Origin of the sequence: Herbaspirillum sp. 3R11 (genome assembly GCF_004563925.1) — a bacterium.
GTDB lineage: Bacteria > Pseudomonadota > Gammaproteobacteria > Burkholderiales > Burkholderiaceae_D > Herbaspirillum.
Window position 1 is genome coordinate 858,942 of record NZ_SPNJ01000001.1, and the last position, 24,377, is coordinate 883,318.

General features: G+C 58.9%; 21 protein-coding genes. 19 read left to right on the forward strand and 2 right to left on the reverse strand.

Going from position 1 to position 24,377, the window contains the following annotated elements; translation table 11 throughout:
* Positions 1–8 precede the first annotated feature (8 nt).
* The 14 genes from E4P32_RS04110 to E4P32_RS04175 all read left to right on the forward strand — a co-directional run bounded on the left by E4P32_RS04110 (position 9) and on the right by E4P32_RS04175 (position 15,294).
* Positions 9–605 carry an NADH-quinone oxidoreductase subunit C gene (locus E4P32_RS04110; RefSeq protein ID WP_116433140.1) on the forward strand — a complete coding sequence of 199 codons (597 nt, stop codon included), beginning with the start codon at positions 9–11 and terminating at the stop codon, positions 603–605.
* Positions 605–1,858, forward strand: a complete 1,254-nt coding sequence (locus E4P32_RS04115; protein WP_116433139.1) for an NADH-quinone oxidoreductase subunit D — start codon at positions 605–607, stop codon at positions 1,856–1,858. Before E4P32_RS04110 ends, E4P32_RS04115 begins: the two co-directional genes overlap by 1 nt.
* Positions 1,859–1,947: 89 nt before the next feature.
* A complete protein-coding gene (nuoE, locus tag E4P32_RS04120) occupies positions 1,948–2,439 on the forward strand; it encodes an NADH-quinone oxidoreductase subunit NuoE (protein ID WP_116433138.1) in 492 nt (163 codons plus the stop codon).
* The gene (nuoF, locus tag E4P32_RS04125) at positions 2,436–3,731 is read left to right on the forward strand and encodes an NADH-quinone oxidoreductase subunit NuoF (RefSeq protein ID WP_053199262.1); all 1,296 of its coding nucleotides are present in this window, start codon (positions 2,436–2,438) and stop codon (positions 3,729–3,731) included. The genes nuoE and nuoF overlap by 4 nt, the downstream gene beginning before the upstream one ends.
* 109 nt (positions 3,732–3,840) lie before the next feature.
* The gene (gene nuoG / locus E4P32_RS04130; RefSeq protein ID WP_116433137.1) at positions 3,841–6,168 is read left to right on the forward strand and encodes an NADH-quinone oxidoreductase subunit NuoG; all 2,328 of its coding nucleotides are present in this window, start codon (positions 3,841–3,843) and stop codon (positions 6,166–6,168) included.
* On the forward strand, positions 6,168–7,247 hold the full coding sequence (nuoH, locus tag E4P32_RS04135; protein WP_116433136.1) for an NADH-quinone oxidoreductase subunit NuoH: 1,080 nt from the start codon (positions 6,168–6,170) through the stop codon (positions 7,245–7,247). Before nuoG ends, nuoH begins: the two co-directional genes overlap by 1 nt.
* Before the next feature lie 33 nt (positions 7,248–7,280).
* Positions 7,281–7,769, forward strand: coding sequence for an NADH-quinone oxidoreductase subunit NuoI (gene nuoI, locus E4P32_RS04140; protein ID WP_116433135.1), 489 nt, complete (start codon positions 7,281–7,283; stop codon positions 7,767–7,769).
* Positions 7,770–7,910: 141 nt separating this feature from the next.
* Positions 7,911–8,564, forward strand: a complete 654-nt coding sequence (locus E4P32_RS04145) for an NADH-quinone oxidoreductase subunit J (protein WP_116433134.1) — start codon at positions 7,911–7,913, stop codon at positions 8,562–8,564.
* A 13-nt stretch (positions 8,565–8,577) separates the two neighbouring features.
* A complete protein-coding gene (nuoK, locus tag E4P32_RS04150) occupies positions 8,578–8,886 on the forward strand; it encodes an NADH-quinone oxidoreductase subunit NuoK (protein ID WP_016832380.1) in 309 nt (102 codons plus the stop codon).
* A 133-nt stretch (positions 8,887–9,019) separates the two neighbouring features.
* Positions 9,020–11,128, forward strand: coding sequence for an NADH-quinone oxidoreductase subunit L (nuoL, locus tag E4P32_RS04155; protein ID WP_116433133.1), 2,109 nt, complete (start codon positions 9,020–9,022; stop codon positions 11,126–11,128).
* A 20-nt stretch (positions 11,129–11,148) separates the two neighbouring features.
* The gene (locus E4P32_RS04160) at positions 11,149–12,642 is read left to right on the forward strand and encodes an NADH-quinone oxidoreductase subunit M (RefSeq protein ID WP_029363018.1); all 1,494 of its coding nucleotides are present in this window, start codon (positions 11,149–11,151) and stop codon (positions 12,640–12,642) included.
* Between the two features lie 166 nt (positions 12,643–12,808).
* Positions 12,809–14,320, forward strand: a complete 1,512-nt coding sequence (gene nuoN, locus E4P32_RS04165) for an NADH-quinone oxidoreductase subunit NuoN (RefSeq protein WP_116433132.1) — start codon at positions 12,809–12,811, stop codon at positions 14,318–14,320.
* Between the two features lie 13 nt (positions 14,321–14,333).
* Positions 14,334–14,648 carry a DUF2818 family protein gene (locus E4P32_RS04170; RefSeq protein WP_116433131.1) on the forward strand — a complete coding sequence of 105 codons (315 nt, stop codon included), beginning with the start codon at positions 14,334–14,336 and terminating at the stop codon, positions 14,646–14,648.
* Positions 14,649–14,730: 82 nt separating this feature from the next.
* Positions 14,731–15,294 carry an NUDIX hydrolase gene (locus E4P32_RS04175; RefSeq protein ID WP_116433130.1) on the forward strand — a complete coding sequence of 188 codons (564 nt, stop codon included), beginning with the start codon at positions 14,731–14,733 and terminating at the stop codon, positions 15,292–15,294.
* A 78-nt stretch (positions 15,295–15,372) separates the two neighbouring features.
* Here E4P32_RS04175 and E4P32_RS04180 read toward each other — a convergent pair whose 3' ends face one another.
* Both E4P32_RS04180 and E4P32_RS04185 read right to left on the reverse strand, forming a co-directional pair.
* A complete protein-coding gene (locus E4P32_RS04180; RefSeq protein WP_116433129.1) occupies positions 15,373–16,443 on the reverse strand; it encodes an alpha/beta fold hydrolase in 1,071 nt (356 codons plus the stop codon).
* A 145-nt stretch (positions 16,444–16,588) separates the two neighbouring features.
* On the reverse strand, positions 16,589–18,265 hold the full coding sequence (locus E4P32_RS04185; protein ID WP_116433128.1) for an electron transfer flavoprotein-ubiquinone oxidoreductase: 1,677 nt from the start codon (positions 18,263–18,265) through the stop codon (positions 16,589–16,591).
* Positions 18,266–18,542: 277 nt separating this feature from the next.
* Between E4P32_RS04185 and E4P32_RS04190 the strand changes: the two genes are divergently transcribed.
* From E4P32_RS04190 to E4P32_RS04210, 5 genes are all read left to right on the forward strand, one after another.
* Positions 18,543–18,953 carry a thioesterase family protein gene (locus E4P32_RS04190; protein ID WP_116433127.1) on the forward strand — a complete coding sequence of 137 codons (411 nt, stop codon included), beginning with the start codon at positions 18,543–18,545 and terminating at the stop codon, positions 18,951–18,953.
* 125 nt (positions 18,954–19,078) lie between these two features.
* A complete protein-coding gene (locus E4P32_RS04195; RefSeq protein WP_116433126.1) occupies positions 19,079–20,230 on the forward strand; it encodes an ABC transporter substrate-binding protein in 1,152 nt (383 codons plus the stop codon).
* 337 nt (positions 20,231–20,567) lie between these two features.
* Positions 20,568–21,458, forward strand: coding sequence for a branched-chain amino acid ABC transporter permease (locus E4P32_RS04200; RefSeq protein ID WP_116433125.1), 891 nt, complete (start codon positions 20,568–20,570; stop codon positions 21,456–21,458).
* 5 nt (positions 21,459–21,463) lie between these two features.
* Positions 21,464–23,422 (forward strand): branched-chain amino acid ABC transporter ATP-binding protein/permease, encoded by a 1,959-nt coding sequence (locus E4P32_RS04205; protein ID WP_199525576.1) that lies wholly within the window; start codon positions 21,464–21,466, stop codon positions 23,420–23,422.
* A gap of 1 nt (position 23,423) precedes the next feature.
* A complete protein-coding gene (locus tag E4P32_RS04210) occupies positions 23,424–24,152 on the forward strand; it encodes an ABC transporter ATP-binding protein (RefSeq protein WP_053199234.1) in 729 nt (242 codons plus the stop codon).
* Positions 24,153–24,377: the final 225 nt, after the last annotated feature.

The window sequence follows — 24,377 nt, forward strand, 5'->3', positions numbered from 1 at the left end:
GGGTCAGTATGACGACAAAATTGGAAACTCTCGAAGCTGCCTTGCGCAATGCGCTTGGAGGGTATCTTCAGAATTTGACAGTGTCTTTGGGCGAGATCACGGTGGTGGTCAAGTCCGCCGATTATCTTTCGGCGATGCGCGTTCTGCGCGATCACGCCGATACCCGTTTCGAAGAATTGATGGACCTGTGCGGCGTCGACTACTCGACGTACGGCGACGGCGTCTGGGACGGCCCGCGCTTTGCGGTGGTCTCGCATCTGCTGTCGCTGACGCATAACTGGCGCGTTCGCGTGCGCGTGTTTGCGCCGGACGACGAGCTGCCGCTGGTAGCTTCGCTCATGAACATCTGGTCCGCCGCCAACTGGTATGAGCGCGAGACTTTCGACTTCTACGGCATCCTGTTCGACGGACACGACGACTTGCGTCGCATTCTTACCGACTACGGCTTCATCGGTCACCCGTTCCGCAAGGACTTCCCGGTATCGGGCTATGTCGAAATGCGTTACGACGCCGAGCAGAAACGCGTGGTTTATCAACCCGTAACGATTGAGCCGCGTGAAATCACGCCGCGTGTCATTCGTGAAGAAAACTACGGGATTAAATAATGGCTGAAATCAAGAATTACACGCTGAACTTTGGTCCGCAGCATCCGGCCGCGCACGGTGTGCTGCGCCTGGTGCTGGAGTTGGACGGCGAAGTCATTCAGCGTGCCGACCCGCATATCGGTCTGCTGCATCGCGGCACCGAAAAGCTGGCCGAGCAAAAAACTTATCTGCAATCGGTTCCGTACATGGACCGCCTCGATTACGTGTCGATGATGTGCAACGAGCACGCCTACGTCATGGCCATCGAGAAGCTGCTCGGCATCGAAGTGCCGCTGCGCGCCCAGTACATCCGCGTCATGTTCGACGAAATCACCCGTCTGCTGAACCACCTGATGTGGATCGGCGCGCACGGTCTGGACGTCGGCGCGATGGGCGTGCTGCTGTACGCCTTCCGCGAACGCGAAGATTTGATGGATTGCTACGAAGCCGTGTCCGGCGCACGTATGCATGCGGCCTACTATCGTCCGGGCGGCGTGTATCGCGACCTGCCGGAAACCATGCCGCAGTACAAGGCATCGATCATCCGCAACGACAAAGCCATCAAGCAACTCAATGAAAATCGCCAGGGCTCGATGCTGGACTTCATTGAAGACTTCACCAACCGTTTCCCGAAATACGTCGACGAGTACGAAACACTGCTGACCGACAACCGCATCTGGAAGCAGCGTCTGGTCGGCGTCGGCGTGGTCTCGCCGGAACGTGCGATGGCGATGGGCTTTTCCGGTCCTATGCTGCGCGGTTCGGGCATCGAATGGGATCTGCGCAAGAAGCAACCGTACGAAGTCTACGATCTGCTTGATTTCGACATCCCGGTCGGCAAGAACGGCGACTGCTACGACCGCTATTTGGTGCGCGTGGAAGAAATGCGCCAGTCGAACCGCATCATCAAGCAATGCGTCGAGTGGCTGCGCAACAATCCGGGTCCGGTCATCATCGACAATCACAAGATTGCGCCGCCGCCACGCGTGGACATGAAGTCCAACATGGAAGACCTGATTCACCACTTCAAATTGTTCACCGAAGGCTTCCACGTGCCGCCGGGCGAAACATATGCAGCGGTCGAGCATCCGAAGGGCGAGTTCGGCATCTACCTCGTGTCGGACGGCGCCAACAAGCCTTACCGCATGAAGATCCGCGCACCGGGTTATGCGCATTTGCAAAGTCTCAACGAGATGGCCAAGGGCCACATGATTGCCGATGCCGTAACCATCATCGGTACGCAAGACATTGTGTTTGGTGAAATCGACCGGTAAAACCGGTCCCTGGATGTTTTTGAAAACCCATTAGGTTCTGGGGAATATCCGATAAACCCGCGCGGGTTCTCAACAAACCATGCGCACGGATGGCCAACGATATGCTGTTAAGTCAAGACGCTCTTAAGAAAATCGATCGCGAACTCGCGAAATACCCGGCGGATCAACGCCAGTCTGCCGTCATGTCCGCGCTGCGCATTGCGCAGGTCGAACACGGCTGGCTGCCTGCCGAACTGCAACAGGAAATCGCCGATTACATCGGCATGCCTGCGGTGGCCGTGCAGGAAGTCGCCACGTTCTACAACATGTTCAACACCAGCCCGCAGGGCAAGCACAAGATCACCGTCTGTACGAATCTGCCATGCCTGTTGTCGGGCGGCGATCGTGCGGCGCATCACCTGAAGCACACGCTCGGTGTCGGCTACAAGGAAACCACCGCCGACGGTCAGTTCACGATCGTCGAAGGCGAATGCATGGGCGCATGCGGCGACGCACCTGTCATGCTGGTCAACAATCACCGCATGTGCAGCTGGATGTCGAACGACAAGATCGACGCGCTGCTGGAGGAACTGAAGAAATGACTTGTCTGCACGATCGTCATATCAAGCCGCTGATTCTGGCGGATCTGGATGGCCAGAACTGGCATCTGGAGGATTACGTCAAACGCGGCGGCTACGAGTCGCTCAAGCGTATCCTGGCTGAAAACATCACTCCTGAACAAGTCATCGCCGAACTCAAGTCCTCGGGCTTGCGCGGCCGCGGCGGTGCAGGTTTCCCGACCGGCCTGAAGTGGAGCTTCATGCCGCGCCAGTTCCCAGGACAAAAGTACCTGGTCTGCAACAGCGACGAAGGCGAACCAGGCACATTCAAGGACCGCGACATCATTCGCTACAACCCGCACTCGCTGATCGAAGGCATGATCATCGGCGGCTACGCAATGGGCATCACGGTCGGCTACAACTACATCCACGGCGAAATCTTCGACGCGTATCTGCGTTTTGAAGAAGCGCTGGAAGAAGCGCGCGCTGCGGGCTTCCTGGGCGACAACATCCTGGGCACCAACTTCAGCTTCCAGCTGCACGGTCACCACGGTTACGGCGCCTACATCTGCGGCGAAGAAACTGCGCTGCTGGAATCGCTCGAAGGCAAGAAGGGCCAACCGCGCTTCAAGCCGCCGTTCCCGGCCAGCTTCGGCCTGTACGGCAAGCCGACCACCATCAACAACACCGAAACTTTCGCAGCCGTGCCGTTCATCTTCAAGATCGGTGCGCAAGCCTACGCCGACATCGGCAAGCCGAACAACGGCGGCACCAAGATCTTCTCGATCTCGGGCGACGTCGAACGTCCAGGCAACTACGAAATTCCACTCGGCACGCCGTTCTCGACACTGCTGGAACTGGCAGGCGGCATGCGCGGCGGCAAGAAGCTCAAGGCAGTCATTCCAGGCGGCTCGTCCGCTCCGGTGATCCGCGGCGACGTCATGATGGAAACCACCATGGACTACGACGCCATCGCCAAGGCCGGCTCGATGCTGGGTTCGGGTGCGGTCATCGTCATGGATGAAACGCGTTGCATGGTCAAGTCGCTGTTGCGCCTGGCGTATTTCTACTACGAAGAATCCTGCGGTCAATGTACGCCGTGCCGCGAAGGCACCGGCTGGATGTACCGCATGGTGGAGCGTATCGAAAACGGTCACGGCAAGCTGGAAGACCTCGATGTGCTCAATTCGGTTGCCGACAACATCCAGGGCCGCACCATCTGTGCGCTGGGCGATGCGGCGGCAATGCCGGTGCGTGCTTTCATCAAGAACTTCCGCGAAGAATTTGAGTATCACATCGAGCACAAACACTGCTCGGTGCCGGCTTATATTTAACGCATAGCGTCAAGTACAGCATTAGGCAGCACGGCAAGACATGCGATCGGCGACAAGGCCGGGCGCATGTCTTCAAGGTCAAAAGAATACTTAGCTTGGGCAAAAAGCCATGGTTGAAATCGAAATAGACGGCAAAAAAGTTGAAGTGCAAGAAGGCAGCATGGTTATGGATGCTGCCAACAAGGTCGGCACTTACATTCCTCATTTTTGCTATCACAAAAAATTATCCATTGCGGCCAACTGCCGCATGTGTCTGGTCGACGTTGAAAAAGCGCCGAAGCCTCTGCCTGCCTGTGCCACTCCGGTCACGGCCGGCATGATCGTTCGTACTGCGAGCGACAAGGCGGTCAAGGCGCAAAAAGGCGTCATGGAATTCCTGCTGATCAACCATCCGCTGGATTGCCCGATCTGCGATCAGGGCGGCGAATGCCAGCTGCAGGATCTGGCGGTCGGCTACGGCGCTTCGACATCGCGCTACGAAGAAGAAAAGCGCGTGGTTCCTCCAAAGGACGTCGGCCCGCTGATCTCCATGAAGGAAATGAATCGTTGCATCCACTGCACACGTTGCGTGCGTTTCGGCCAGGAAGTCGCCGGCGTCATGGAACTGGGCATGCTGGGTCGCGGCGAGCACTCCGAAATCACCACCTTCGTCGGCAACACCGTCAACTCCGAACTGTCCGGCAACATGATCGATCTGTGCCCGGTCGGCGCACTGACATCGAAGCCGTTCCGCTACGCTGCACGTACCTGGGAATTATCGCGTCGCAAGTCGGTCAGCCCGCACGACAGCCTCGGCGCCAACCTGATTGTTCAGGTCAAGGGCGGCAAGGTCATGCGCGTGCTGCCACTGGAAAACGAAAACGTCAACGAGTGCTGGATTTCCGACAAAGACCGCTTTGCCTATGAAGCGCTGGACAGCGAAGAGCGTCTGACCAAGCCGATGCTGAAGCAAGACGGCAAGTGGCAGGAAGTCGAATGGCAAGTTGCGCTGGAATACGTCGCACACGGCCTGCGCAATATCCGTCACGAACACGGCGCTAGCGCCATCGCTGCATTGGGTACACCGTACTCGACGCTGGAAGAACTGACATTGCTGCAAAAAGTCGTGCGCGGCCTGGGTTCCGAAAACGTCGATTTCCGCCTGCGTCAATCCGACTTCGCGCTGGACCACCAAGTCACTCCATGGCTGGGCATGTCCATCGTTGAGTTCTCCGAACTGAACCGCGCCCTGATCATCGGCTCATTCCTGCGCAAGGATCATCCGTTGCTGACCGCGCGTCTGCGCCAGGCTGTCAAGAGCGGCGCCAAGATCAGCGTCCTGCACGCTGCTGACGACGACCTGCTGATGCCGGTCGCCAACAAGATCATCGCTGCACCGTCCGCATGGCTGGCGGCATTGAGCGGCATCGTTGCCGCTGTGGCGCAAGCCAAGAGCGTCGCCGCACCGGCTGGTTTCGAAAACATCGAAATCTCGCCGGAAGCCAAGCAGACCGCAGCCAGCCTGCTGTCGGGCGCGTCCAAGGCAGTCTTGCTGGGCAACGCCGCTGCGCAACATCCGCAAGCATCGCAATTGCACGCCGCCGCACAATGGATCGCCGAACAAACCGGCGCCAAGCTGGGTTACCTGACTGAAGGCGGCAACGCCGTCGGCGGTTACCTCGCCAATGCGATTCCAGGCAAGGACGGCGCCAACGCGCTGCAAGCTTTCGCGCAACCGCGCAAGGCTTACCTGTTGCTGAATGCCGAACCGGAACTCGACAGCCACGACGCGCAGGCTGCCACTGCCGCGCTGAAGCAAGCTGAAATGGTTGTCGTGATGTCGGCATTCAAACACGGCGCCGATTACGCCGACGTGTTGCTGCCGATCGCGCCGTTCACTGAAACAGCCGGCACCTTCGTCAACGCCGAAGGCCGCGCACAAAGCTTCAACGGTACCGTCAAGCCGCTGGGCGACGCTCGTCCGGCATGGAAGGTGTTGCGCGTTCTGGGCAATCTGCTCGGCCTGCAAAACTTCGACTACGAAACCTCGGAATCGATTCGCGCCGAAGTCATCGGCGAAGAAACCGATCTGTCCGCTCGCCTGAACAATATCGCCAAGCTGGCGCCGCAAGCCGGCAACGTCTCGGCCAATGGCGCGCTGGAACGCCTCGCCGACGTGCCTATCCATTTTGCCGATGCCATCGCACGCCGTTCGCCGGCGCTGCTGCAAACGCAAGACGGCCAGGCGCCGAAGGCATGGCTGTCCGCAGCCTTGTCGCAGAAACTGGGTATCGCCGCCGGCGATCGCGTGAGCGTCAAGCAAGGGCAGGGCAGCGCACTGCTGACTGCAGGCATCGACAAGAACTTGCCGGAAAATGTCGTACGTGTGGCAGCCGCCCATGCAAGCACCGCTAATCTGGGTAGCATGTTCGGCGCAATCGTTGTGGAGAAAGCGTAATGGATCAACTGATTGCCAACATCAACGCAGTCGGCCCCGCGTATCTGGGTACGGCCTGGCCGTATGTGTGGACCTTCGTCTGGAGCCTGCTGAAGATTCTGGTCGTGATGGTGCCGCTGCTGGGTTGCGTCGCTTACCTGACACTGTGGGAACGCAAGCTGATCGGCTGGATGCACGTTCGTCTGGGTCCTAACCGTGTCGGTCCCCTGGGTCTGCTGCAACCTATCGCCGATGCGCTGAAACTGATCTTCAAGGAAGTGACCACGCCGGCACGCGCCAGCAAGGTGCTGTTCTTCATCGCGCCGATCATGACCATCATGCCGGCGCTGGCTGCCTGGGCGGTGATCCCGTTCGGACCTGAAGCGGTCATCGCCAACGTCAATGCCGGTCTGCTGTTCGTCATGGCGATTACATCGATGGAAGTCTACGGCGTGATCATCGCCGGCTGGGCGTCCAACTCGAAGTACGCGTTCCTCGGCGCCATGCGCGCTTCGGCGCAGATGGTGTCGTACGAAATTTCGATGGGTTTCTGCCTGGTCATCGTGCTGATGGTGTCCGGCAGCCTGAACCTGATCGACATCGTCACCAGCCAGGGCAAGGGCTTCTTCGCCGACCACGGCGTCGGTTTCCTGTCGTGGAACTGGTTGTCGCTGCTGCCGATCTTCGTGATCTACATCGTCTCCGGCATCGCTGAAACCAACCGTCACCCGTTCGACGTGGTCGAAGGCGAATCCGAAATCGTGGCCGGTCACATGATCGAATACTCGGGCATGTCCTTCGCGATGTTCTTCCTGGCCGAATACGCCAACATGTGGCTGATTTCGATCCTGACCGCGCTGCTGTTCCTGGGTGGCTGGGCATCGCCGCTGAGCGTGCTGGACTTCATTCCGGGCTGGATCTGGCTGGGCATCAAGACCTTCTTCATTGTGTCGCTGTTTATCTGGGTGCGCGCTTCGTTCCCGCGTTACCGCTATGACCAGATCATGCGTCTGGGCTGGAAAGTGTTCATTCCGCTGACATTGGTGTATCTGGTCATCGTTGCGACCTGGATGCAGACCTCGTGGAATATCTGGAAGTAATTCGGAAGTAATGTAAAGGCTGAGGTGAGAAGTATGGAAGCTATTAAGGATTTTTTCGGCAGCCTGATGTTGCGGGAGCTGTTCAAGGGCCTTGCCCTGACCGGCCGCTACCTGTTCGCGCGCAAGATCACGATTCAGTTCCCGGAAGAGAAGACGCCGCAGTCGCCGCGTTTCCGCGGTCTGCACGCCTTGCGTCGCTATCCGAACGGTGAAGAACGTTGTATCGCCTGCAAACTGTGCGAAGCGGTTTGCCCGGCGATGGCGATCACGATCGAATCGGAACAGCGTGAGGACGGTTCGCGCCGCACCACGCGTTACGACATCGATCTGACCAAGTGCATTTTCTGCGGCTTCTGCGAAGAGTCGTGCCCGGTTGATTCGATCGTTGAAACGCACATCCTGGAATACCACGGTGAAAAGCGCGGCGATCTGTACTACACCAAGGAAATGCTGCTGGCCGTTGGTGATCGTTACGAAAATGAAATTGCCGCTGCACGTACTGCAGACGCTGCATATCGTTGATTGAGTTCGGGACGGCATGCAGGGTTTCAGGTTGTTGCATGCCGCTGAGATGATCGGGTCTGAAGCTTGTTGGGTAGCCTGATCGATGGATCGGGCGATCGAATGATCTGATACTGGTTTTAGCCAACTTTTTGGTTGATTATGGAATTTAAAACTGTCTTGTTCTATGCGTTTTCAGTGGTCCTCGTGCTCGCTGCATTACGCGTCATTACGGCCCGCAATCCGGTGCATGCGGCCCTGTTCCTCGTGCTGGCCTTCTTTTCGGCGGCCGGCATCTGGATGTTGCTGAAGGCGGAGTTCCTCGCCATCGTGCTGGTGCTGGTCTACGTCGGGGCGGTGATGGTGCTGTTCCTGTTCGTGGTGATGATGCTGGACATCAATCTCGACAAGATGCGAGAGGGCTTCTGGGGATACTTCCCGCTGGCTGCAACCATCGGCGTGATCATCGTGCTGGAAATGGCAGCGGTCCTGTTGCGCAGCTTCTGGGCGCCGGAAGCGCAAGTGCCTGCCGCATCGAACACCATCGGCACCACCAAGGCGTTGGGCATGCTGATCTACACCGAATACGTCTACGCCTTTGAAGTCGCCGCCGTGATACTGCTGGTCGCCATCGTCGCCGCCGTGGCGCTGACGCTGCGTCGCCGCAAGGACAGCAAGTACTTCTCGCCGGCCGAAGCAGTCAAGGTCAAGAGCACCGATCGCGTTCGCCTGGTCAAGATGAAGGCTGAATCCACTCGCAATGACACCAACACCGGCGGCGATGCTCAGGCATCCGGCGCAGGACCACAAGCTTAAGGGGCGCGCAATCATGACTCTCTCGCTATCGCATTACCTGATCCTTGGCGCGATCCTGTTCGCGATCTCGATCGTCGGCATTTTCCTCAACCGCAAGAACGTCATCGTGTTGCTCATGGCAATCGAACTGATGCTGCTGGCGGTGAATATGAACTTCATTGCCTTCTCGCATTACCTCGGCGATGCGGCTGGACAGATCTTCGTGTTCTTCATCCTGACGGTCGCCGCTGCGGAATCCGCAATCGGCCTGGCCATCCTGGTGGTGCTGTTCCGTAATCTGGACACCATCAACGTGGAAGATCTGGACACGCTCAAGGGGTAAGCGCGTTTTAAGCGTCAGTACGCATTGGAACGTTCGCAGTGCAGGTAGATTGAATTTAAATTTCATTTAAAGATGGGCGTTCTCCGAGAGTCTTCCCGATTCGAGGAGAACCCAAATAGCGATAAGGTTCATCATGGCGGGGCAACTTAACCCACATCTTCTTTTAGCCGTACCACTGGCGCCGTTGGCCGGTTCTGCGATCGCAGGCCTGCTCGGGACGAAGTTCTTCGGCAATGTAGTCGGCCGCAAGGTTTCGCACACGGCGACCATCCTCGGCGTGTTGATCGCATTGATCATTTCCGTCCAGACTTTGCTGGCGGTAATCGACGGCGCGACCTACAACGGCACGCTGTACACCTGGATGACCGTGGCCGGCCTGAAGCTGGAAGTCGGCTTCCTGATCGACAGCCTGACCGCGATGATGATGTGCGTGGTGACCTTCGTGTCCCTGATGGTGCACATCTACACCATCGGCTACATGAAAGACGATGACGGCTACAACCGCTTCTTCTCGTACATCTCGCTGTTCACGTTCTCGATGCTGATGCTCGTCATGAGCAACAATTTCCTGCAGCTGTTCTTCGGCTGGGAAGCAGTGGGCCTGGTTTCCTACCTGCTGATCGGTTTCTGGTACACCCGTCCGACCGCGATCAAGGCCAACATGAAGGCCTTCCTGGTCAACCGCGTCGGCGACTTCGGCTTCATCCTCGGCATCGGCCTGTTGCTGGCCTATGCCGGTTCCATGAACTACGGCGAAGTGTTCGCCAAGCGCGGCGAGCTGGCTCAGCTGACGCTGCCGGGCACCGACTGGATGCTGTTGACCGTGGCGTGTATCTGCCTGTTCGTGGGCGCGATGGGTAAATCTGCTCAGTTCCCGCTGCACGTCTGGCTGCCTGATTCGATGGAAGGCCCTACCCCGATTTCCGCACTGATCCACGCGGCGACGATGGTGACCGCCGGCATCTTCATGGTGACCCGCATGTCGCCGCTGTTTGAACTGTCCGACACCGCCTTGTCCGTGATCCTTGTGATCGGCGCAATCACCGCGTTGTTCATGGGCTTCCTCGGCACCATGCAGACCGATATCAAGCGCGTGGTGGCGTATTCGACGCTGTCGCAGCTGGGTTACATGACTGTCGCGCTGGGTGCTTCGGCTTACTCGGTCGCCGTGTTCCATCTGATGACGCACGCGTTCTTCAAGGCGCTGCTGTTCCTCGGCGCGGGTTCCGTGATCATCGGCATGCACCATGACCAGGACATGCGCAACATGGGCGGCCTGCGCAAGTACATGCCGATCACCTGGATCACCTCGCTGCTGGGTTCGCTGGCGCTGATCGGTACTCCGTTCTTCTCCGGTTTCTATTCGAAGGACAGCATCATCGAAGCAGCCGCCGAATCGCATCTGGCGGGTTCCGGTTTTGCCTACTTCGCCGTGCTGGCCAGCGTGTTCGTGACCGCGTTCTATTCGTTCCGCATGTATTTCATGGTGTTCCATGGCGAAGAACGTTTCGGCAAGGCTGACGCACATGGCCACGATGATCATCATGCGCCTGCTGCCGCACACGGTGCACACGACGACCACGCTCATGATGCACACGGCCATGACGCTCATGATGCCCACGACGACCATGAACATCACGGTCTGGCCCCGGGTCAGAAGCCGCACGAGTCGCCGCTGGTGGTGACGCTGCCGCTGATCCTGCTGGCGATTCCATCGGTCATCATCGGTTTCTTCGCGATTTCGCCTCTGGTCTTCGGCGACTTCTTCAAGAACGTGATTTTTGTCGGCGAAAACCACAAGGCGCTCGAAGAGCTGGCGCATGAATTCCACGGTCCGATCGCGATGGCGGTGCATTCGCTGACATCCGCGCCGCTGTGGCTGGCGATTGCCGGTGTGGCGACGGCGTACTACTTCTACATGGTCAATCCGCGCGTCCCGGCTTGGTTCAAGGACAAGTTCAGCGCGATCTACACCTTGCTGGACAACAAGTACTACATGGACAAGTTCAATGATGTCGTGTTTGCCGGCGGTGCACGCATGCTGGGCACCGGCCTGTGGACTATCGGCGACAAGGGCCTGATCGATGGTCTGGTCGTCAACGGCAGCGCCAAGGTCGTCAACTGGTTCTCGAAAGTCACGCGCCTGTGGCAATCCGGTTACATCTACCATTACGCGTTCGTGATGATTATCGGGGTGCTGGGTTTCCTGGTTTGGTTCATGCCGTTTCCGTTTGGCAAATAAGCTGTAAGAAGATAACAACCATGATGCAGTCAACTTTTCCTCTCCTTAGCCTTGCGATCTGGTGTCCGGTCGCGTTCGGCATACTCGTCCTGGCCGTGGGCCGCGACGACAATCCATCCGTCGCACGCTGGCTGGCGCTGCTCGGCGCCGTCGTCAGCCTGCTGGTAACCATCCCGCTGGTCCTGCATTTCGATGCGGCCGCGCACGGTTACCAGTTCGTCGAGAAGACGCCCTGGATCGATCGTTTCAACATCAGCTATTTCCTCGGCATTGACGGCCTGTCGCTGTGGTTCATTCCGCTGACCGCCTTCATCACCGTGATCGTGGTACTGGCCGGCTGGGAAGTGATCCAGAAGCGCGTCGGCCAATACATGGGTGCGTTCCTGATCCTGTCGGGCCTGATGATCGGCGTGTTCTCGGCGCTCGACGGCATGCTGTTCTACGTGTTCTTCGAAGCGACCCTGATCCCGATGTTCATCATCGTGGGTGTCTGGGGCGGCGCCAATCGTGTGTACGCGGCCTTCAAGTTCTTCCTGTACACCTTGCTCGGCTCGCTGCTGATGCTGATCGCACTGATCTACCTGTACATCGTGTCCGGCGGCAGCTTCGAAATCCCGACATGGCATCAATTGCCGCTGTCGATGATCGAGCAAAAACTGCTGTTCTTCGCATTCCTGATGGCATTTGCGGTCAAGGTGCCGATGTGGCCGGTGCATACCTGGCTGCCTGACGCCCACGTGGAAGCGCCTACCGGCGGCTCCATCGTGCTGGCTGCGATCATGCTGAAGCTGGGTGCTTACGGTTTCCTGCGTTTCTCGCTGCCGATCGCTCCTGACGCCAGCCACGCGCTGTCCGGTTTCATGATCACGCTGTCGCTGGTCGCGGTGATCTACATCGGCCTGGTCGCACTGGTGCAGCAGGACATGAAGAAACTGGTCGCGTACTCGTCGATCGCCCACATGGGCTTCGTCACGCTGGGCTTCTTCATGTTCAACGACATGGCGGTGCAGGGCGGTATCGCACAGATGATTTCCCACGGCTTCGTGTCGGGCGCGATGTTCATGTGTATCGGCGTGCTGTACGACCGCATGCATACCCGTGAAATCGCCCAGTACGGCGGTGTGGTCAACAAGATGCCGCGCTTCGCTGCTTTCTTCATCCTGTTCTCGCTGGCCAACTGCGGTCTGCCTGCGACCTCCGGTTTCGTCGGCGAATTCATGGTGATCCTGGGCGCTGTCAAGTTCAACTTCTGGATCGGCCTGCTGTCGGCAACCGCCCTGATCCTGGGTGCGGCTTACTCGCTGTGGCTGACCAAGCGCGTGATCTTCGGCGCGGTGACCAATCACCACGTGGAAGAACTGACCGACGTCAACAAGCGCGAATTCTTCATCCTCGGCCTGCTGGCGATCGCGGTGCTGGTGATGGGTCTGTACCCGGCGCCGGTGACGGACACCATGCAGACTTCGGTCAGCGATCTGTTGAAGCACGTGTCGGTCTCCAAGATCGGCAACTAAGTAAAGTAACAAGGCATCGGTGCTGCTGCAGTGTGCAGCGCCGACGCCGGCAAGCAATTCGGTACGACGTTTCGAAACAGGCAGGGCAGGCGAAGTGCAGGCCCGGCTGAAAACGGCGGCAACGGTAAGCGGACAAAATACGCGGACGAAACTAAGCGGTAACTAAATGAACAACATGAATCTGATCCCTGTCTATCCGGAAATATTTCTGCTGATTGCGACCTCCGCAATCCTGCTGATCGATATGTTTTTGCCGGATGCAAAGCGCGTCATCACCTACGTGCTGTCCTTGCTGGCGCTGGTAGGCTGTGCAGTGCTGACCTTCACCAACTACGCAAGCGGCGAAACGGTCTACACTTTCAGCAACATGTTCGTCTCGGATCCGCTGTCGAGCCTGCTGAAACTGTTCTCCTACCTGGCCATCGGCCTGACGCTGATCTACGGACGTCAATACAACTCCGACCGCGGCATCGTCGGCGGCGGTCACCTCGGCGGCGAGTTCTACGCGCTGACGCTGTTCGCGCTGCTGGGCCAGATGGTCATGATCTCCGGCAACAGCTTCCTGTCCATCTACCTGGGCCTGGAACTGATGTCGCTGTCGCTGTACGCGCTGGTCGCCCTGCGCCGCGACAATGTCGGCTCGACCGAAGCCGCGATGAAGTACTTCATCCTCGGTGCACTGGCTTCCGGTTTCCTGCTGTACGGTATCTCGATGCTTTATGGCGCCACCGGTTCGCTGGAACTGAACGACGTCTTCCGCGCCATCGTTTCGGGCACCGTCGACCGCAACGTGCTGGTGTTCGGCATCGTGTTCGTGGTGGCTGGCCTGGCATTCAAACTGGGCGCCGTGCCGTTCCACATGTGGGTGCCTGACGTCTATCACGGCGCACCGACACCGGTGACCCTGCTGATCGGCGGCGCGCCGAAACTGGCAGCGTTCGCGATGGTGTTCCGCATCCTGGTCGAAGGCCTGCTGCCGCTGGCGATCGATTGGCAACAAATGCTGATGGTGCTGGCCGTGTTGTCGATCATCGTCGGTAACGTGACCGCGCTTGCGCAGACCAACATCAAACGCATGCTGGCGTACTCGACCATCTCGCACATGGGCTTCATGTTGCTGGGCATGATGTCGGGCGTGGTCGACGGCAACCTGTTCCAGGCCGTCAATGCCTACAGCTCGTCGCTGTTCTATGCGATTACTTACGTGCTGACCACGCTGGGCACCTTCGGCGTGATCCTGCTGATGTCGCGCTCCGGTTTCGAAGCCGACACGCTCGACGATTTCAAGGGCCTGAATCAACGCAGCCCATGGTTTGCCGGCATCATGCTGGTGCTGATGTTCTCGCTGGCGGGTATTCCTCCGATGGTCGGCTTCTACGCCAAGCTGTCGGTGCTGCAAGCGGTGCTGGGCACCGGCCAGATCTGGCTGGCAGTGCTGGCCGTGGTGTTCTCCCTGGTCGGCGCGTTCTACTACCTGCGCGTGATCAAGAACATGTACTTCGATGATCCAGCCGACAGCGGCAAGATCACTGCCAGCTTCGACGTGCGCATTGCGCTGAGCCTGAACGGTATCGCAGCGCTGGGCCTCGGTCTGTGGCCTGGTCACCTGATGGACGCCTGCACCAACGCCATCGTCACCACGCTGGCGACGTTCCTCAGCAAAGTCATCGCAGCGTAAAGCGAAGCCGCCAGTGAACGTTTCCCTGCTGAGCTGGTGTGTCATCGTGTTGGCGGTCCTGGCCGCCAACCTTCCTTTCTTCAATCAGCAGTTGTTCGCGCTGATCCCCCTCAGCAAGTCGTCCGATTATCGCAAGCCGGTATGGGTGCGCTTGCTGGAGCTGGTGGCCCTGTATTTCATCGTCGGCGCGATCGCGCATTTCTTCGAAGCCAATATCGGCAATGCCTTTGCCCAGCGCTGGGAATTTTATGCCGTCACCGGCTGTCTGTTCCTGGTGTTGGCGTATCCGGGCTACGTCGTGCGCTATCTGCGCAAGAGCCACGCCTGAGCTGCGCCGGCCTGTGCCCGACACATGTCGCGGCGACAAGATTTTCTTTCTCCATCCACGCTTATTGATTGCCTGATTTCCTATGGACGCACATCTCAAAGAAAGCAAGGTAGACGGCCAGCTGGTCTACGAAGGGCACTTCCTCAAGGTCCAGCGCGACACGATCCAACTGCCTGATGGCAAGCACGCAATACGCGAACATATTCGTCATCCAGGCGCGGTGGTGATCCTGCCGTTGTTCGACGATGGCTCGGTGCTGCTGGAGCGTCAGTTCCGCTATCCGCTTGACCAGGTCTTCATCGAATTCCCGGCCGGGAAGATCGATGCCGGCGAAGACCATCTGGCCTGCGCCAAGCGCGAGCTGCAGGAAGAAACCGGCTACACCGCCACCGACTGGCAATTCGTCTGCACCATCCACAACGCAATTGCCTACTCGGACGAGCACCTCGACATCTATCTGGCGCGCGGCCTGACGGCTGGCGAGCGCAAGCTCGACGACGGCGAGTTCCTCGACATCTACAAGGCGCCGCTGTCGGAATTGCTGGAGCAGGTCCGGCTGGGCCAGGTGACCGACGTCAAGACGGTCATCGGCGCGTTCTGGCTGGAAAAAATCATCAACGGACAATGGACCTTGCCGGGCGCGTAATCGCTGGTCCGGATATGCCGCAAAAACAGAAGGCTTCGATACGTATCGAAGCCTTTTTCGTTTGAGCTACCGAACAACTCAGCGTTGCGGCAGCGTTTTCAAAAAGTCGCCGACTTGCCTGGCATAGAATTTTGAAAAGCTCGTCGTCCCATGCCCACGCGTTTCCGCGCTCGCGGGTATCAGATACAACTCGGCGTTCTTCAACTGCTTCAAGGCCGCAATCATCGTTCCAGTCTCAGGCGGATTGCGCTCGTCGTCGGCCGAATTGATCGCCAGCAGAGGCGCCTGGATGCGCGTCAGATTCGGCATGGCATTGAAGTCAGCCGACGATCCCCATTGATAGATGAAATCGTTGGCGTCCGCCGTCACCGGCGCATTCAAACGGTCATCAACGATCTTGTCGGCTTGCGCGCGCGTCGGCGCCAGCGCCTGGTAGGCGAGGGTGCCGCCGGCGGTGGCAATGCCGAACATGGTGTTGGCCAGGCGCAGCGAAGGTGGCTGCGTGGTGTAGTTGCCGCCGTTCCAGGCCGGGTCCTGTTTGATCGATTCGACCAGCATGCGTCGCATCATCCAGTTGCGGCTCGCCATCTCGATTGGTTGCGACGCCATCGGCACCAGCCCATCCATCATCGCCGGATAGGTTTCCCCCCACATCCAGGTCTGCATGCCACCCATGGAATTGCCCATCACCAGGCGCAGGTGTTTGACGCCCAGGCCTTCTGTCACCAGCCGGTATTGTGCCAGCACCATGTCAGCGTAATTGTATTGCGGGAATTTCGCGCGGAGCCCGTCGGACGGCTTGGCCGATTTTCCGACGCCGATGGCGTCCGGCATGATCACGTAATACTTGCTCGCATCAAGTGGCTGTCCCGGGCCCAGCATCTCGCCGGCGAAATCCTTGGCGACCATGTCGGCGCCGCTGCGATAGGTGCCGTGCAACAGCAGCACCGCCGGATTGGCCGGATCGCCGACGGTGATGTAATGCAGTTTGAAGTTGTTCAGCGTCTCACCGGTATGGAAGGTGAAGGAGGGCGCAATCCAATCGGCTTCGCGCTGTTGCGGATAGCCGGCGGCGTGGGCCGCAGTCGACAGCAGGGAAGATGAAAGCAGCAAGGGGGCGATGATGCCCAGGGCAAGTCTCCGAATCATTTTTATAGTCCTCGTAAGCGAAGGTGGTCTTATGCGACAGGCCATACTAAATGAAATCCGCCTGCCTCGCTGTGACGGCAATGCCGAAACAAAAACGGCGCTTCGTTTGAGCGAAGCGCCGTTCTTGTTTGAAGCAGGAAGCCGATTACATGTTCGAATAATTCGGCCCGCCGCCGCCTTCCGGCGTGACCCACACGATGTTCTGCGTCGGGTCCTTGATGTCGCAGGTCTTGCAGTGCACGCAGTTCTGCGCGTTGATCTGCAGGCGGTCCGTATTGTCGTCGTTCTTCACGAACTCATACACGCCGGCAGGGCAGTAACGCGCCTCCGGACCGGCATACTTCGCCAGGTTGATGCCGACCGGTATCGACGGGTCTCTCAGCGTCAGGTGGACCGGCTGGTCTTCGGCATGGTTGGTGTTCGAGATGAACACCGATGACAGGCGATCAAAGGTCAGCTTGCCATCCGGCTTCGGATACGCAATCGGCGTGAAGTCGGACGCCGGCTTCAGGCATTCGTGATCGGCATGCGTGTGATGCAGCGTCCACGGCGCCTTGCCGCCGAACAGCACCTGATCGATACCGACCAGCAGCGTCCCGGTGTACAGGCCCTTGCTCATCGACGGCTTGAAGTTGCGCGCCTTGTGCAGTTCTTCATGCAGCCAGGACTTCTCGAACGCGGCGCTGTACGCCGTCAGTTCGTCGAACTGGCGATCATTGCTCAAGGCCTCAAAAACAGCTTCTGCGGCAAGCATGCCGGTCTTGATGGCGGCATGGCTGCCTTTGATGCGCGAGGCGTTCAGGAAGCCCGCATCGCAGCCGATCAGTGCGCCGCCCGGGAAGGTCAGCTTCGGCAGCGACTGCAAACCGCCGGCGGTAATCGCGCGCGCGCCGTAGGCGAGACGCTTGCCGCCTTCGAAGAACTTGCGGATTTCAGGATGGGTCTTGTAACGCTGGAATTCTTCGTACGGCGACAGGTAGGGATTCTCGTACGCGAGGCCGACCACGTAGCCGACCGCGACTTGATTATTCTCCAGGTGATACAGGAAGGAGCCGCCGTAAGTGCCACTGTCGAGCGGCCAGCCGGCGGTGTGTACGACCAGGCCGGGCTTGTGCATCTTCGGATCGATTTCCCAGATTTCCTTGATGCCGATGGCGTAGGTTTGCGGATCCTTGCCGGCGTCGAGTTTGTACTTGGCGATCAGTTGTTTGCCCAGATGGCCGCGCGCGCCTTCGGCAAAGAAGGTGTACTTCGCATGCAGCTCCATGCCCAGCTGGAACGCGCCGGTCGGCTCGCCGTGGCGGTCCACGCCCATGTTGCCGGTAGCGACGCCCTTGACCGAGCCGTCGTCGTTGTAGAGTACTTCAGCAGCCGCAAAGCCCGGGAAGATTTCCACACCCAGCGCTTCAGCCTGCTGACCCAGCCAGCGGGTCACGTTGGCCAGCGAGATGACGTAGTTGCCATGGTTCTGGAAACAGGCTGGCAGCATCCACGACGGGGTCTTGTATGCCTTGCTGGCGGAGAGAAAAAGGAAGCGGTCTTCGGTGACTTCGGTGTTGAGCGGCGCGCCGAGTTCTTTCCAGTTGGGGAACAGTTCGGTGATCGCCTGCGGATCCATGACCGCGCCGGAGAGGATGTGGGCGCCGACTTCGCTGCCTTTTTCCAGCACGCAGACCGAGACTTCCTTGCCGGCTTCTGCCGCCAGCTGCTTGATGCGGATGGCCGACGACAGGCCGGCGGGGCCGCCGCCGACAACGACGACGTCGTATTCCATTGCTTCGCGCGGCCCGTACTGCGCCAGCAAGTCTTGAGGTTGAGTCATGGAGTGTCCCGTATGGTTTTGGTTGGAATATTTTTGCGAACGATCGTGCTATTGTTCAATATTTTGCGAGAGAATGCTAGTCTGCAACGCAAATATGTTCGCGATGCCAAGTATTTTATGTGATTTCCCTCTTGTAAGTATGGAAATGGAATCCCGCGCAGTCGATCCGAAACCGATAAGAAATAGGGCCGGAGCTGCCACAGCATCGCCAGGAAAGATGAAATAAATTCAACAATGAATGAATCGCTTTAGCGCGCAACGAAAGGCAAGCCCCGCAATGACAGACAAGATACTGATTCACACCTCGCGCATGGACGTGCGCTGGGGCGACATGGACGCCTTCAATCACGTCAACAACACCGTCTATTTCCGCTACATGGAACAGACCCGTATCGAGTGGCTGGAAGCCATCGGCGTCGGCATTGAGGCTGACGGGCTGGGCCCGGTGATCGTCAATGCGCACTGCAGCTTCCTGCGCCAGCTCAAGTATCCGGCCGACATTGAGGTCCGCATGTACGCACAGCCTCCCGGCCGTTCCAGTGTGGAAACTACCTATGAAATCCGGCGTGTCGATCAGCCCGAAATCATTTATGCTGAGGGCGGCGCAAAGATCGTGTGGGTTAATTTCAAACAAGAAAAATCGGTTCCACTACCCGAAAGCATCCGTCAGACCCTGACAGGTTTGTAAGTTTCGAGAAAGGTAGATGCGACAGAATCAGCCCCGATACCGATGCTGCGGAGAACCCGAAGCGGAGGAGAGTTAGTCCACAACAAGATGGTCTGGCCACATAATTAAACCCAGGAGGAAGACAAATGACTTACAAGACCCAAGCTCTGGTTGCAGCAGCATTGCTGAGCCTTTCCCTTTCCAGCCAAGCTGCCGACCCGATCAAGATCGGCGTGTCCGGCCCGTTCACCGGCGGTTCCGCGCCGATGGGCGTGTCCATGCGCGACGGCGTCAAGCTGGCCGTGGCTGAAATCAACGCTGCAGGCGGCCTGCTGGGCCGTCAGGTGCAGATCGTTGAACGCGACGATGAAGCCAAGAACGAACGCGGTGTGCAAATTGCACAAGAAATGATCAACAAGGAAAAGGTCGTCGCCACTGTTGGTTACGCCAACACCGGCGTGGCACTGGCTTCGCAGCGCTTCTACCAGGAAGCCAAGATTCCTGTGATCACCAACGTCGCCACCGGCTCCGTGGTCACCAAGCAGTTCGAAAAAGACAAAGACAATTACATCTTCCGCACTTCGGCCAACGACGCAATCCAGGCCAAGATGCTGGCTGATGAAGCCATCGACAAGCAAAAGTACACCAAGGTCGCGATTCTGGCCGACTCGACCAACTACGGTCAGCTCGGACGTGAAGATCTGGAAAAGGCTCTTGCCGCCAAGAAGATCACGCCTGTCGCCATCGAAAAGTACAACCTCAAGGACGTCGACATGACGGCCCAGTTGCTGAAGTCCAAGCAAGGCGGCGCGCAAGTCGTGCTGACTTACGGCATCGGTCCTGAACTGGCGCAAATCGCCAACGGCATGGAAAAGCTGAACTGGCACGTGCCTATCATCGGCAGCTGGCCGCTGTCGATGGGTAACTTCATCGACAATTCCGGCAAGAACGGCAACGGCGCACGCATGCCGCAAACCTTCATCCAGGACGGCGACACGCCAAAGCGCAAGGCCTTCATCGAAGCCTACCAAAAGGCTTACAAGGTTGACCGCATGCCATCGGCCGTGTCCGCTGCCCAAGGCTACGATTCAGTCCTGTTGCTGGCCGCAGCGATCAAGCAAGCCGGCTCCACGGACGGCGAAAAAGTCCGCGGCGCGCTGGAAAGCCTGAACACCAAGATTGAAGGCGTTGTCACCACGTACAACAAGCCATTCACGCGCGACGATCACGAAGCCATCAAGGCCAACATGGTCGTGATGGGCGAAGTCAAAAACGGCCGCGTCGTACTCGGCAAATAAGTCTGACGGCAACGTAATTTGTCGTTAAAGCATAAAGGCCAGTCCTTGCGATCCGGGGACTGGCCTTTTTCGCAGAGTCTGTTGACGATCTTTTAACTTGTATCGGAAGTGACGGAAATGTCGCAGCGACGTCGGAACCACATCGGCTGAACGGCCGCGTGTTCAACGTCGGGCAACGCGCAAGCGAAACCGGGGCAGGACATGGCGAGCATATGCGTACTCCTACGCATATGCACAAGCAGGCCCGGGTTGCATAATCCTTCACCGCCATACGGCGCAAAAAATCGCGGCACGCTCAACCCGCCAGTCAATGGCAGCCGCTTCTTGGGTAGAAATAATGGATATTCTGTTACAGCTGGTTTTCAGCGGCATCGCGCTAGGCATGATCTACGCGGTGATCGCCTTCGGTTATCAATTGACCTTCGCCACCTCCGGCACACTGAACTTCGGCCAGGGCGAGGCATTGATGCTCGGTTCGCTGGTCGGCCTGTCCGTGGTCGGCAACATACACGGTGGACCCTATCTCAACTATTGGCTGATGATTCCGATCGTGCTGGTCTTCGGCGCGCTGCAAGGCGTCTTCGTCGAATGGATCGGCGTACGTCCGGCCATCAAGATCAAGTCCGAATTCGGCTGGATCATGTCGACCATCGCGCTGGCGATCATCTTCAAGAACGTCGCGGAAAACATCTGGGGCAAGGACGACTTGCCGTTCCCGAGCCCGCTGTCGGGCGCACCGTTCCAGATCCTCGGCGCCAATGTGCAGCCGATGCAGGTGCTGGTCGTGGTCGGCGCGCTGGCCATCATGCTCGCCGTCGAGCTGTTCAACCGCAAATCGATCTACGGCAAAGCCGTGGTCGCCACCTCCAACGACCGTGACGCCGCCGGCCTGATGGGTATCAACACCAGCGTGGTGATCACCTTCTCCTACGCCTTGTCGTCGGCAACCGCCGCCTTCGCCGGCGTACTGGTGGCGCCGCTGACACTGACCGGTGCGACCATGGGCGCAGCGCTTGGCCTCAAGGCCTTCGCCGTGGCCATCATCGGCGGTCTGACCTCGGGCATGGGTGCCATCGTCGGCGGTCTGATCCTCGGCATCGCCGAAACCGTCACAGGGTTCTACATCTCCACCGGCTACAAGGAAGTCCCCGGACTGCTCCTGCTGTTGCTCGTGCTGGCGGTAAAACCTGCAGGCCTGTTTGGCAAAACTGCGATCAAAAAGGTCTGATGAACATGAACAAGAAAATCCTCCTTCTTTCGGTCCTGGGCATCGCCGCACTCGCGGTGCTGCCTCTCTTCGTGCGCAATCCCTACTACCTGCATCTGGTGGAAACCATCCTGATCTACGCCATCCTGCTGTTCGGCCTGGACATCGTGGTCGGCTACACCGGTCAGGTCTCGCTCGGCCACGCCGGCCTGTTCGGCATCGGCTCGTACACAGCGGGCGTGCTGTACTTCAAGGTCGGTTTGCCATTCCTGCTGATCCTGCCGGCCAGCATCGGCGTCACTGCGGTATTCGGCGCCGTGCTGGCCTTGCCGGCCTTGCGCGTGACCGGTCCTTACCTGGCGATGGTCACGCTGGCCTTCGGCACCATCATCCAGATCCTCATCAATGAAATGACTTTCCTCACCGAAGGTCCGATGGGCATCAAGGTACCGAAGCCGAGTTTCGGCGGCGCCAAGCTTGATGAAGTCGAGTTCTTCTACGTCGTCGCCGTGCTCATGGTGCTGTCGCTGATCGTGGTCCACCGTATCCTACGCTCCAACCTCGGCCGCGCCTTCCAGGCGCTGCGCGACAGCCCGATCGCCTCGGACTGCATGGGCGTGTCGGTATATCGCTACAAGGTCTACGCCTTCGTCATCAGCGCCGCGCTGGCCGGTTTGTCGGGTTGCCTGTACGCGTATTCGGAAGAGTACATCTCGCCCAATACCTACAACTTCGAGCTGACCATCCTGTTCCTGCTGGCGGTCATCATGGGCGGCCGCAAGTCGCGCATCGGTTCCCTCATCGGCGCACTGATCGTGGTCATGCTGCCGAGCCTGCTGTCGGACATCGAACTGTTCCGCCAGATCGCCACCGTGGCTGCCGTGATCGTCGTGCTGGGCGCCATCGGCTCGGTCATCAAGAAGGTCAAGACCCCGCGCGAAATCGCCGTGCCGGTGGTCGCCACCGTGCTCATGGCCGGCTTCTCCTACAAGCTGGAAAACATCACCGACTGGCGTCTCACCATCTTCGGCCTGATGACGCTGTTCGTGGTGTATTACCTGCAGGACGGCATCGTCGGTTTCTGCCGCGCGCTGTTCGGCCGCATGCTCAGCAAGCGTACGCCGCTGGCGCAGCAAATCGCCGGTGACAAGACTGCCGCCGTCATCACCAACGATGCCGTCAAGGAAGTCGGCGCAACCCTGCTCAAGGTCAACCAGGTGCTGATGCAGTTCGGCGGCCTCAAAGCCCTGAACAAGGTCGACCTCGACGTCCGCAAAGGCACCGTGCACGGCCTGATCGGCCCCAACGGTTCCGGCAAGAGCACCATGATGAACGTGCTCACCGGCATCTACCGTCCGACCGACGGCACCGTTGAATACGACGGCCGCGCCATCACCGGCCAGCCGCCGTCGCTGATCGCCCTGGGCGGCGTGGCGCGCACCTTCCAGAACGTCCAGCTGTTCGGCGAAATGTCCGCCACAGAGAACGTCCTGGTCGGCCTGCACCACACCTTCCGCAGCAACGTCGCCGACGTCATGGTGCACAGCCCGCGCTACCTGCGCGAAGAGCGCGCCGCACGCGAACGCGCCGCCGCGATCCTCGAGTTCGTCGGCCTCGCCGATCTCGCCAACGAAGAAGCACGCAACCTGCCATACGGCAAACAGCGCCTGCTCGAAATCGGCCGCGCCCTGGGTCTCAATCCAAGCCTGCTGCTGTTGGATGAACCGGCCGCCGGCCTCACCGCGCCCGACATCAAGGAACTGGTCGCCATCATCCGCAAGATCCGCGATGTCGGCATCACCATCATCCTCATCGAGCATCACATGGACGTCGTCATGTCGATCTGCGACACCGTGACCGTGCTCGACTTCGGCCAGAAGATCGCCGAAGGCAAGCCGGCCGAAGTGCAGGCCAACCCCAAGGTGATCGAAGCCTATCTCGGCGGCAGCGCCGGCGATTCCACACCAACCACCGCGGGAGCTTGAGATGCTGACGATTTCGAATTTGCAGGCCGCTTACGGCAAGGTTGAAGTGCTGCACGGTATTTCGATGGAAGTGCCGAAAGGCAAAGTGGTCACCCTGATCGGCTCCAACGGCGCCGGCAAGACCACCACCATGCGCGCCATCTCCGGCATGATCAAACCGAAGGGCGGCACCGTCACCCTGGGCGGCAAAGACGTCACCGGCCAGGACTCGCACAAGATCGCGCGCGCCGGTCTGGCGCACTCGCCCGAAGGCCGCCGCGTCTTCGCCACCATGAGCGTCACCGACAACCTGCTGCTGGGCGCGTTCCCGCGCTTCACGCGGGCGCGTCCCAAGGGCGACATCGCCCACGACCTGGAACGCGCATTGGAGTTGTTCCCACGCCTTAAGGAGCGCCAGACGCAACTGGCCGGCACCTTGTCCGGCGGCGAACAGCAAATGCTCGCCATGGCGCGCGCGGTGATGCTCAACCCGGAAGTGATCCTGCTCGACGAACCTTCGATGGGCCTCGCGCCCATCCTGGTCGAAGAGGTGTTCCGCATCATCTTGCGTTTGAAGGAACAGGGGATTACGATGCTGCTGGTGGAACAATTCGCCGCAGCAGCATTGAACGTCGCCGACTACGGCTACGTCCTGGAAAACGGCAAGATTTCCGTGCACGGCCCGGCCGACAAACTGCAGAACGACCCGGCGGTGCAAGCAGCATATCTCGGCGGTGGCGCACATCATTAATTATTAAAACGCCAAGCCGGCAACCAGATACTCGGACGTCCAGCATGCTGGGCGCAGGGTATATTAAGGAGGAGACATACCTCTGAGACCTGACTAGGGTGCGCCGCGGCGCACCTTTTCTTTTGGTGCATATAAGAAAGCTAAATCCAGCAAGCATACTCAATTTCAATACAAATGAGAGTGACAATTGATTGATGGATTGATGCTCAGGAAATGAATTCCACG

What these genes read in the sequence shown, in the direction of transcription:
- E4P32_RS04110 (WP_116433140.1), top strand. Translation starts at nt 9, where the DNA reads ATGACGACAAAATTGGAAACTCTCGAAGCTGCCTTGCGCAATGCGCTT.
- E4P32_RS04115 (WP_116433139.1), top strand. Translation starts at nt 605, where the DNA reads ATGGCTGAAATCAAGAATTACACGCTGAACTTTGGTCCGCAGCATCCG.
- nuoE (WP_116433138.1), top strand. Translation starts at nt 1,948, where the DNA reads ATGGCCAACGATATGCTGTTAAGTCAAGACGCTCTTAAGAAAATCGAT.
- nuoF (WP_053199262.1), top strand. Translation starts at nt 2,436, where the DNA reads ATGACTTGTCTGCACGATCGTCATATCAAGCCGCTGATTCTGGCGGAT.
- nuoG (WP_116433137.1), top strand. Translation starts at nt 3,841, where the DNA reads ATGGTTGAAATCGAAATAGACGGCAAAAAAGTTGAAGTGCAAGAAGGC.
- nuoH (WP_116433136.1), top strand. Translation starts at nt 6,168, where the DNA reads ATGGATCAACTGATTGCCAACATCAACGCAGTCGGCCCCGCGTATCTG.
- nuoI (WP_116433135.1), top strand. Translation starts at nt 7,281, where the DNA reads ATGGAAGCTATTAAGGATTTTTTCGGCAGCCTGATGTTGCGGGAGCTG.
- E4P32_RS04145 (WP_116433134.1), top strand. Translation starts at nt 7,911, where the DNA reads ATGGAATTTAAAACTGTCTTGTTCTATGCGTTTTCAGTGGTCCTCGTG.
- nuoK (WP_016832380.1), top strand. Translation starts at nt 8,578, where the DNA reads ATGACTCTCTCGCTATCGCATTACCTGATCCTTGGCGCGATCCTGTTC.
- nuoL (WP_116433133.1), top strand. Translation starts at nt 9,020, where the DNA reads ATGGCGGGGCAACTTAACCCACATCTTCTTTTAGCCGTACCACTGGCG.
- E4P32_RS04160 (WP_029363018.1), top strand. Translation starts at nt 11,149, where the DNA reads ATGATGCAGTCAACTTTTCCTCTCCTTAGCCTTGCGATCTGGTGTCCG.
- nuoN (WP_116433132.1), top strand. Translation starts at nt 12,809, where the DNA reads ATGAACAACATGAATCTGATCCCTGTCTATCCGGAAATATTTCTGCTG.
- E4P32_RS04175 (WP_116433130.1), top strand. Translation starts at nt 14,731, where the DNA reads ATGGACGCACATCTCAAAGAAAGCAAGGTAGACGGCCAGCTGGTCTAC.
- E4P32_RS04180 (WP_116433129.1), bottom strand. Translation starts at nt 16,443, where the DNA reads ATGATTCGGAGACTTGCCCTGGGCATCATCGCCCCCTTGCTGCTTTCA.
- E4P32_RS04185 (WP_116433128.1), bottom strand. Translation starts at nt 18,265, where the DNA reads ATGACTCAACCTCAAGACTTGCTGGCGCAGTACGGGCCGCGCGAAGCA.
- E4P32_RS04190 (WP_116433127.1), top strand. Translation starts at nt 18,543, where the DNA reads ATGACAGACAAGATACTGATTCACACCTCGCGCATGGACGTGCGCTGG.
- E4P32_RS04195 (WP_116433126.1), top strand. Translation starts at nt 19,079, where the DNA reads ATGACTTACAAGACCCAAGCTCTGGTTGCAGCAGCATTGCTGAGCCTT.
- E4P32_RS04200 (WP_116433125.1), top strand. Translation starts at nt 20,568, where the DNA reads ATGGATATTCTGTTACAGCTGGTTTTCAGCGGCATCGCGCTAGGCATG.
- E4P32_RS04205 (WP_199525576.1), top strand. Translation starts at nt 21,464, where the DNA reads ATGAACAAGAAAATCCTCCTTCTTTCGGTCCTGGGCATCGCCGCACTC.
- E4P32_RS04210 (WP_053199234.1), top strand. Translation starts at nt 23,424, where the DNA reads ATGCTGACGATTTCGAATTTGCAGGCCGCTTACGGCAAGGTTGAAGTG.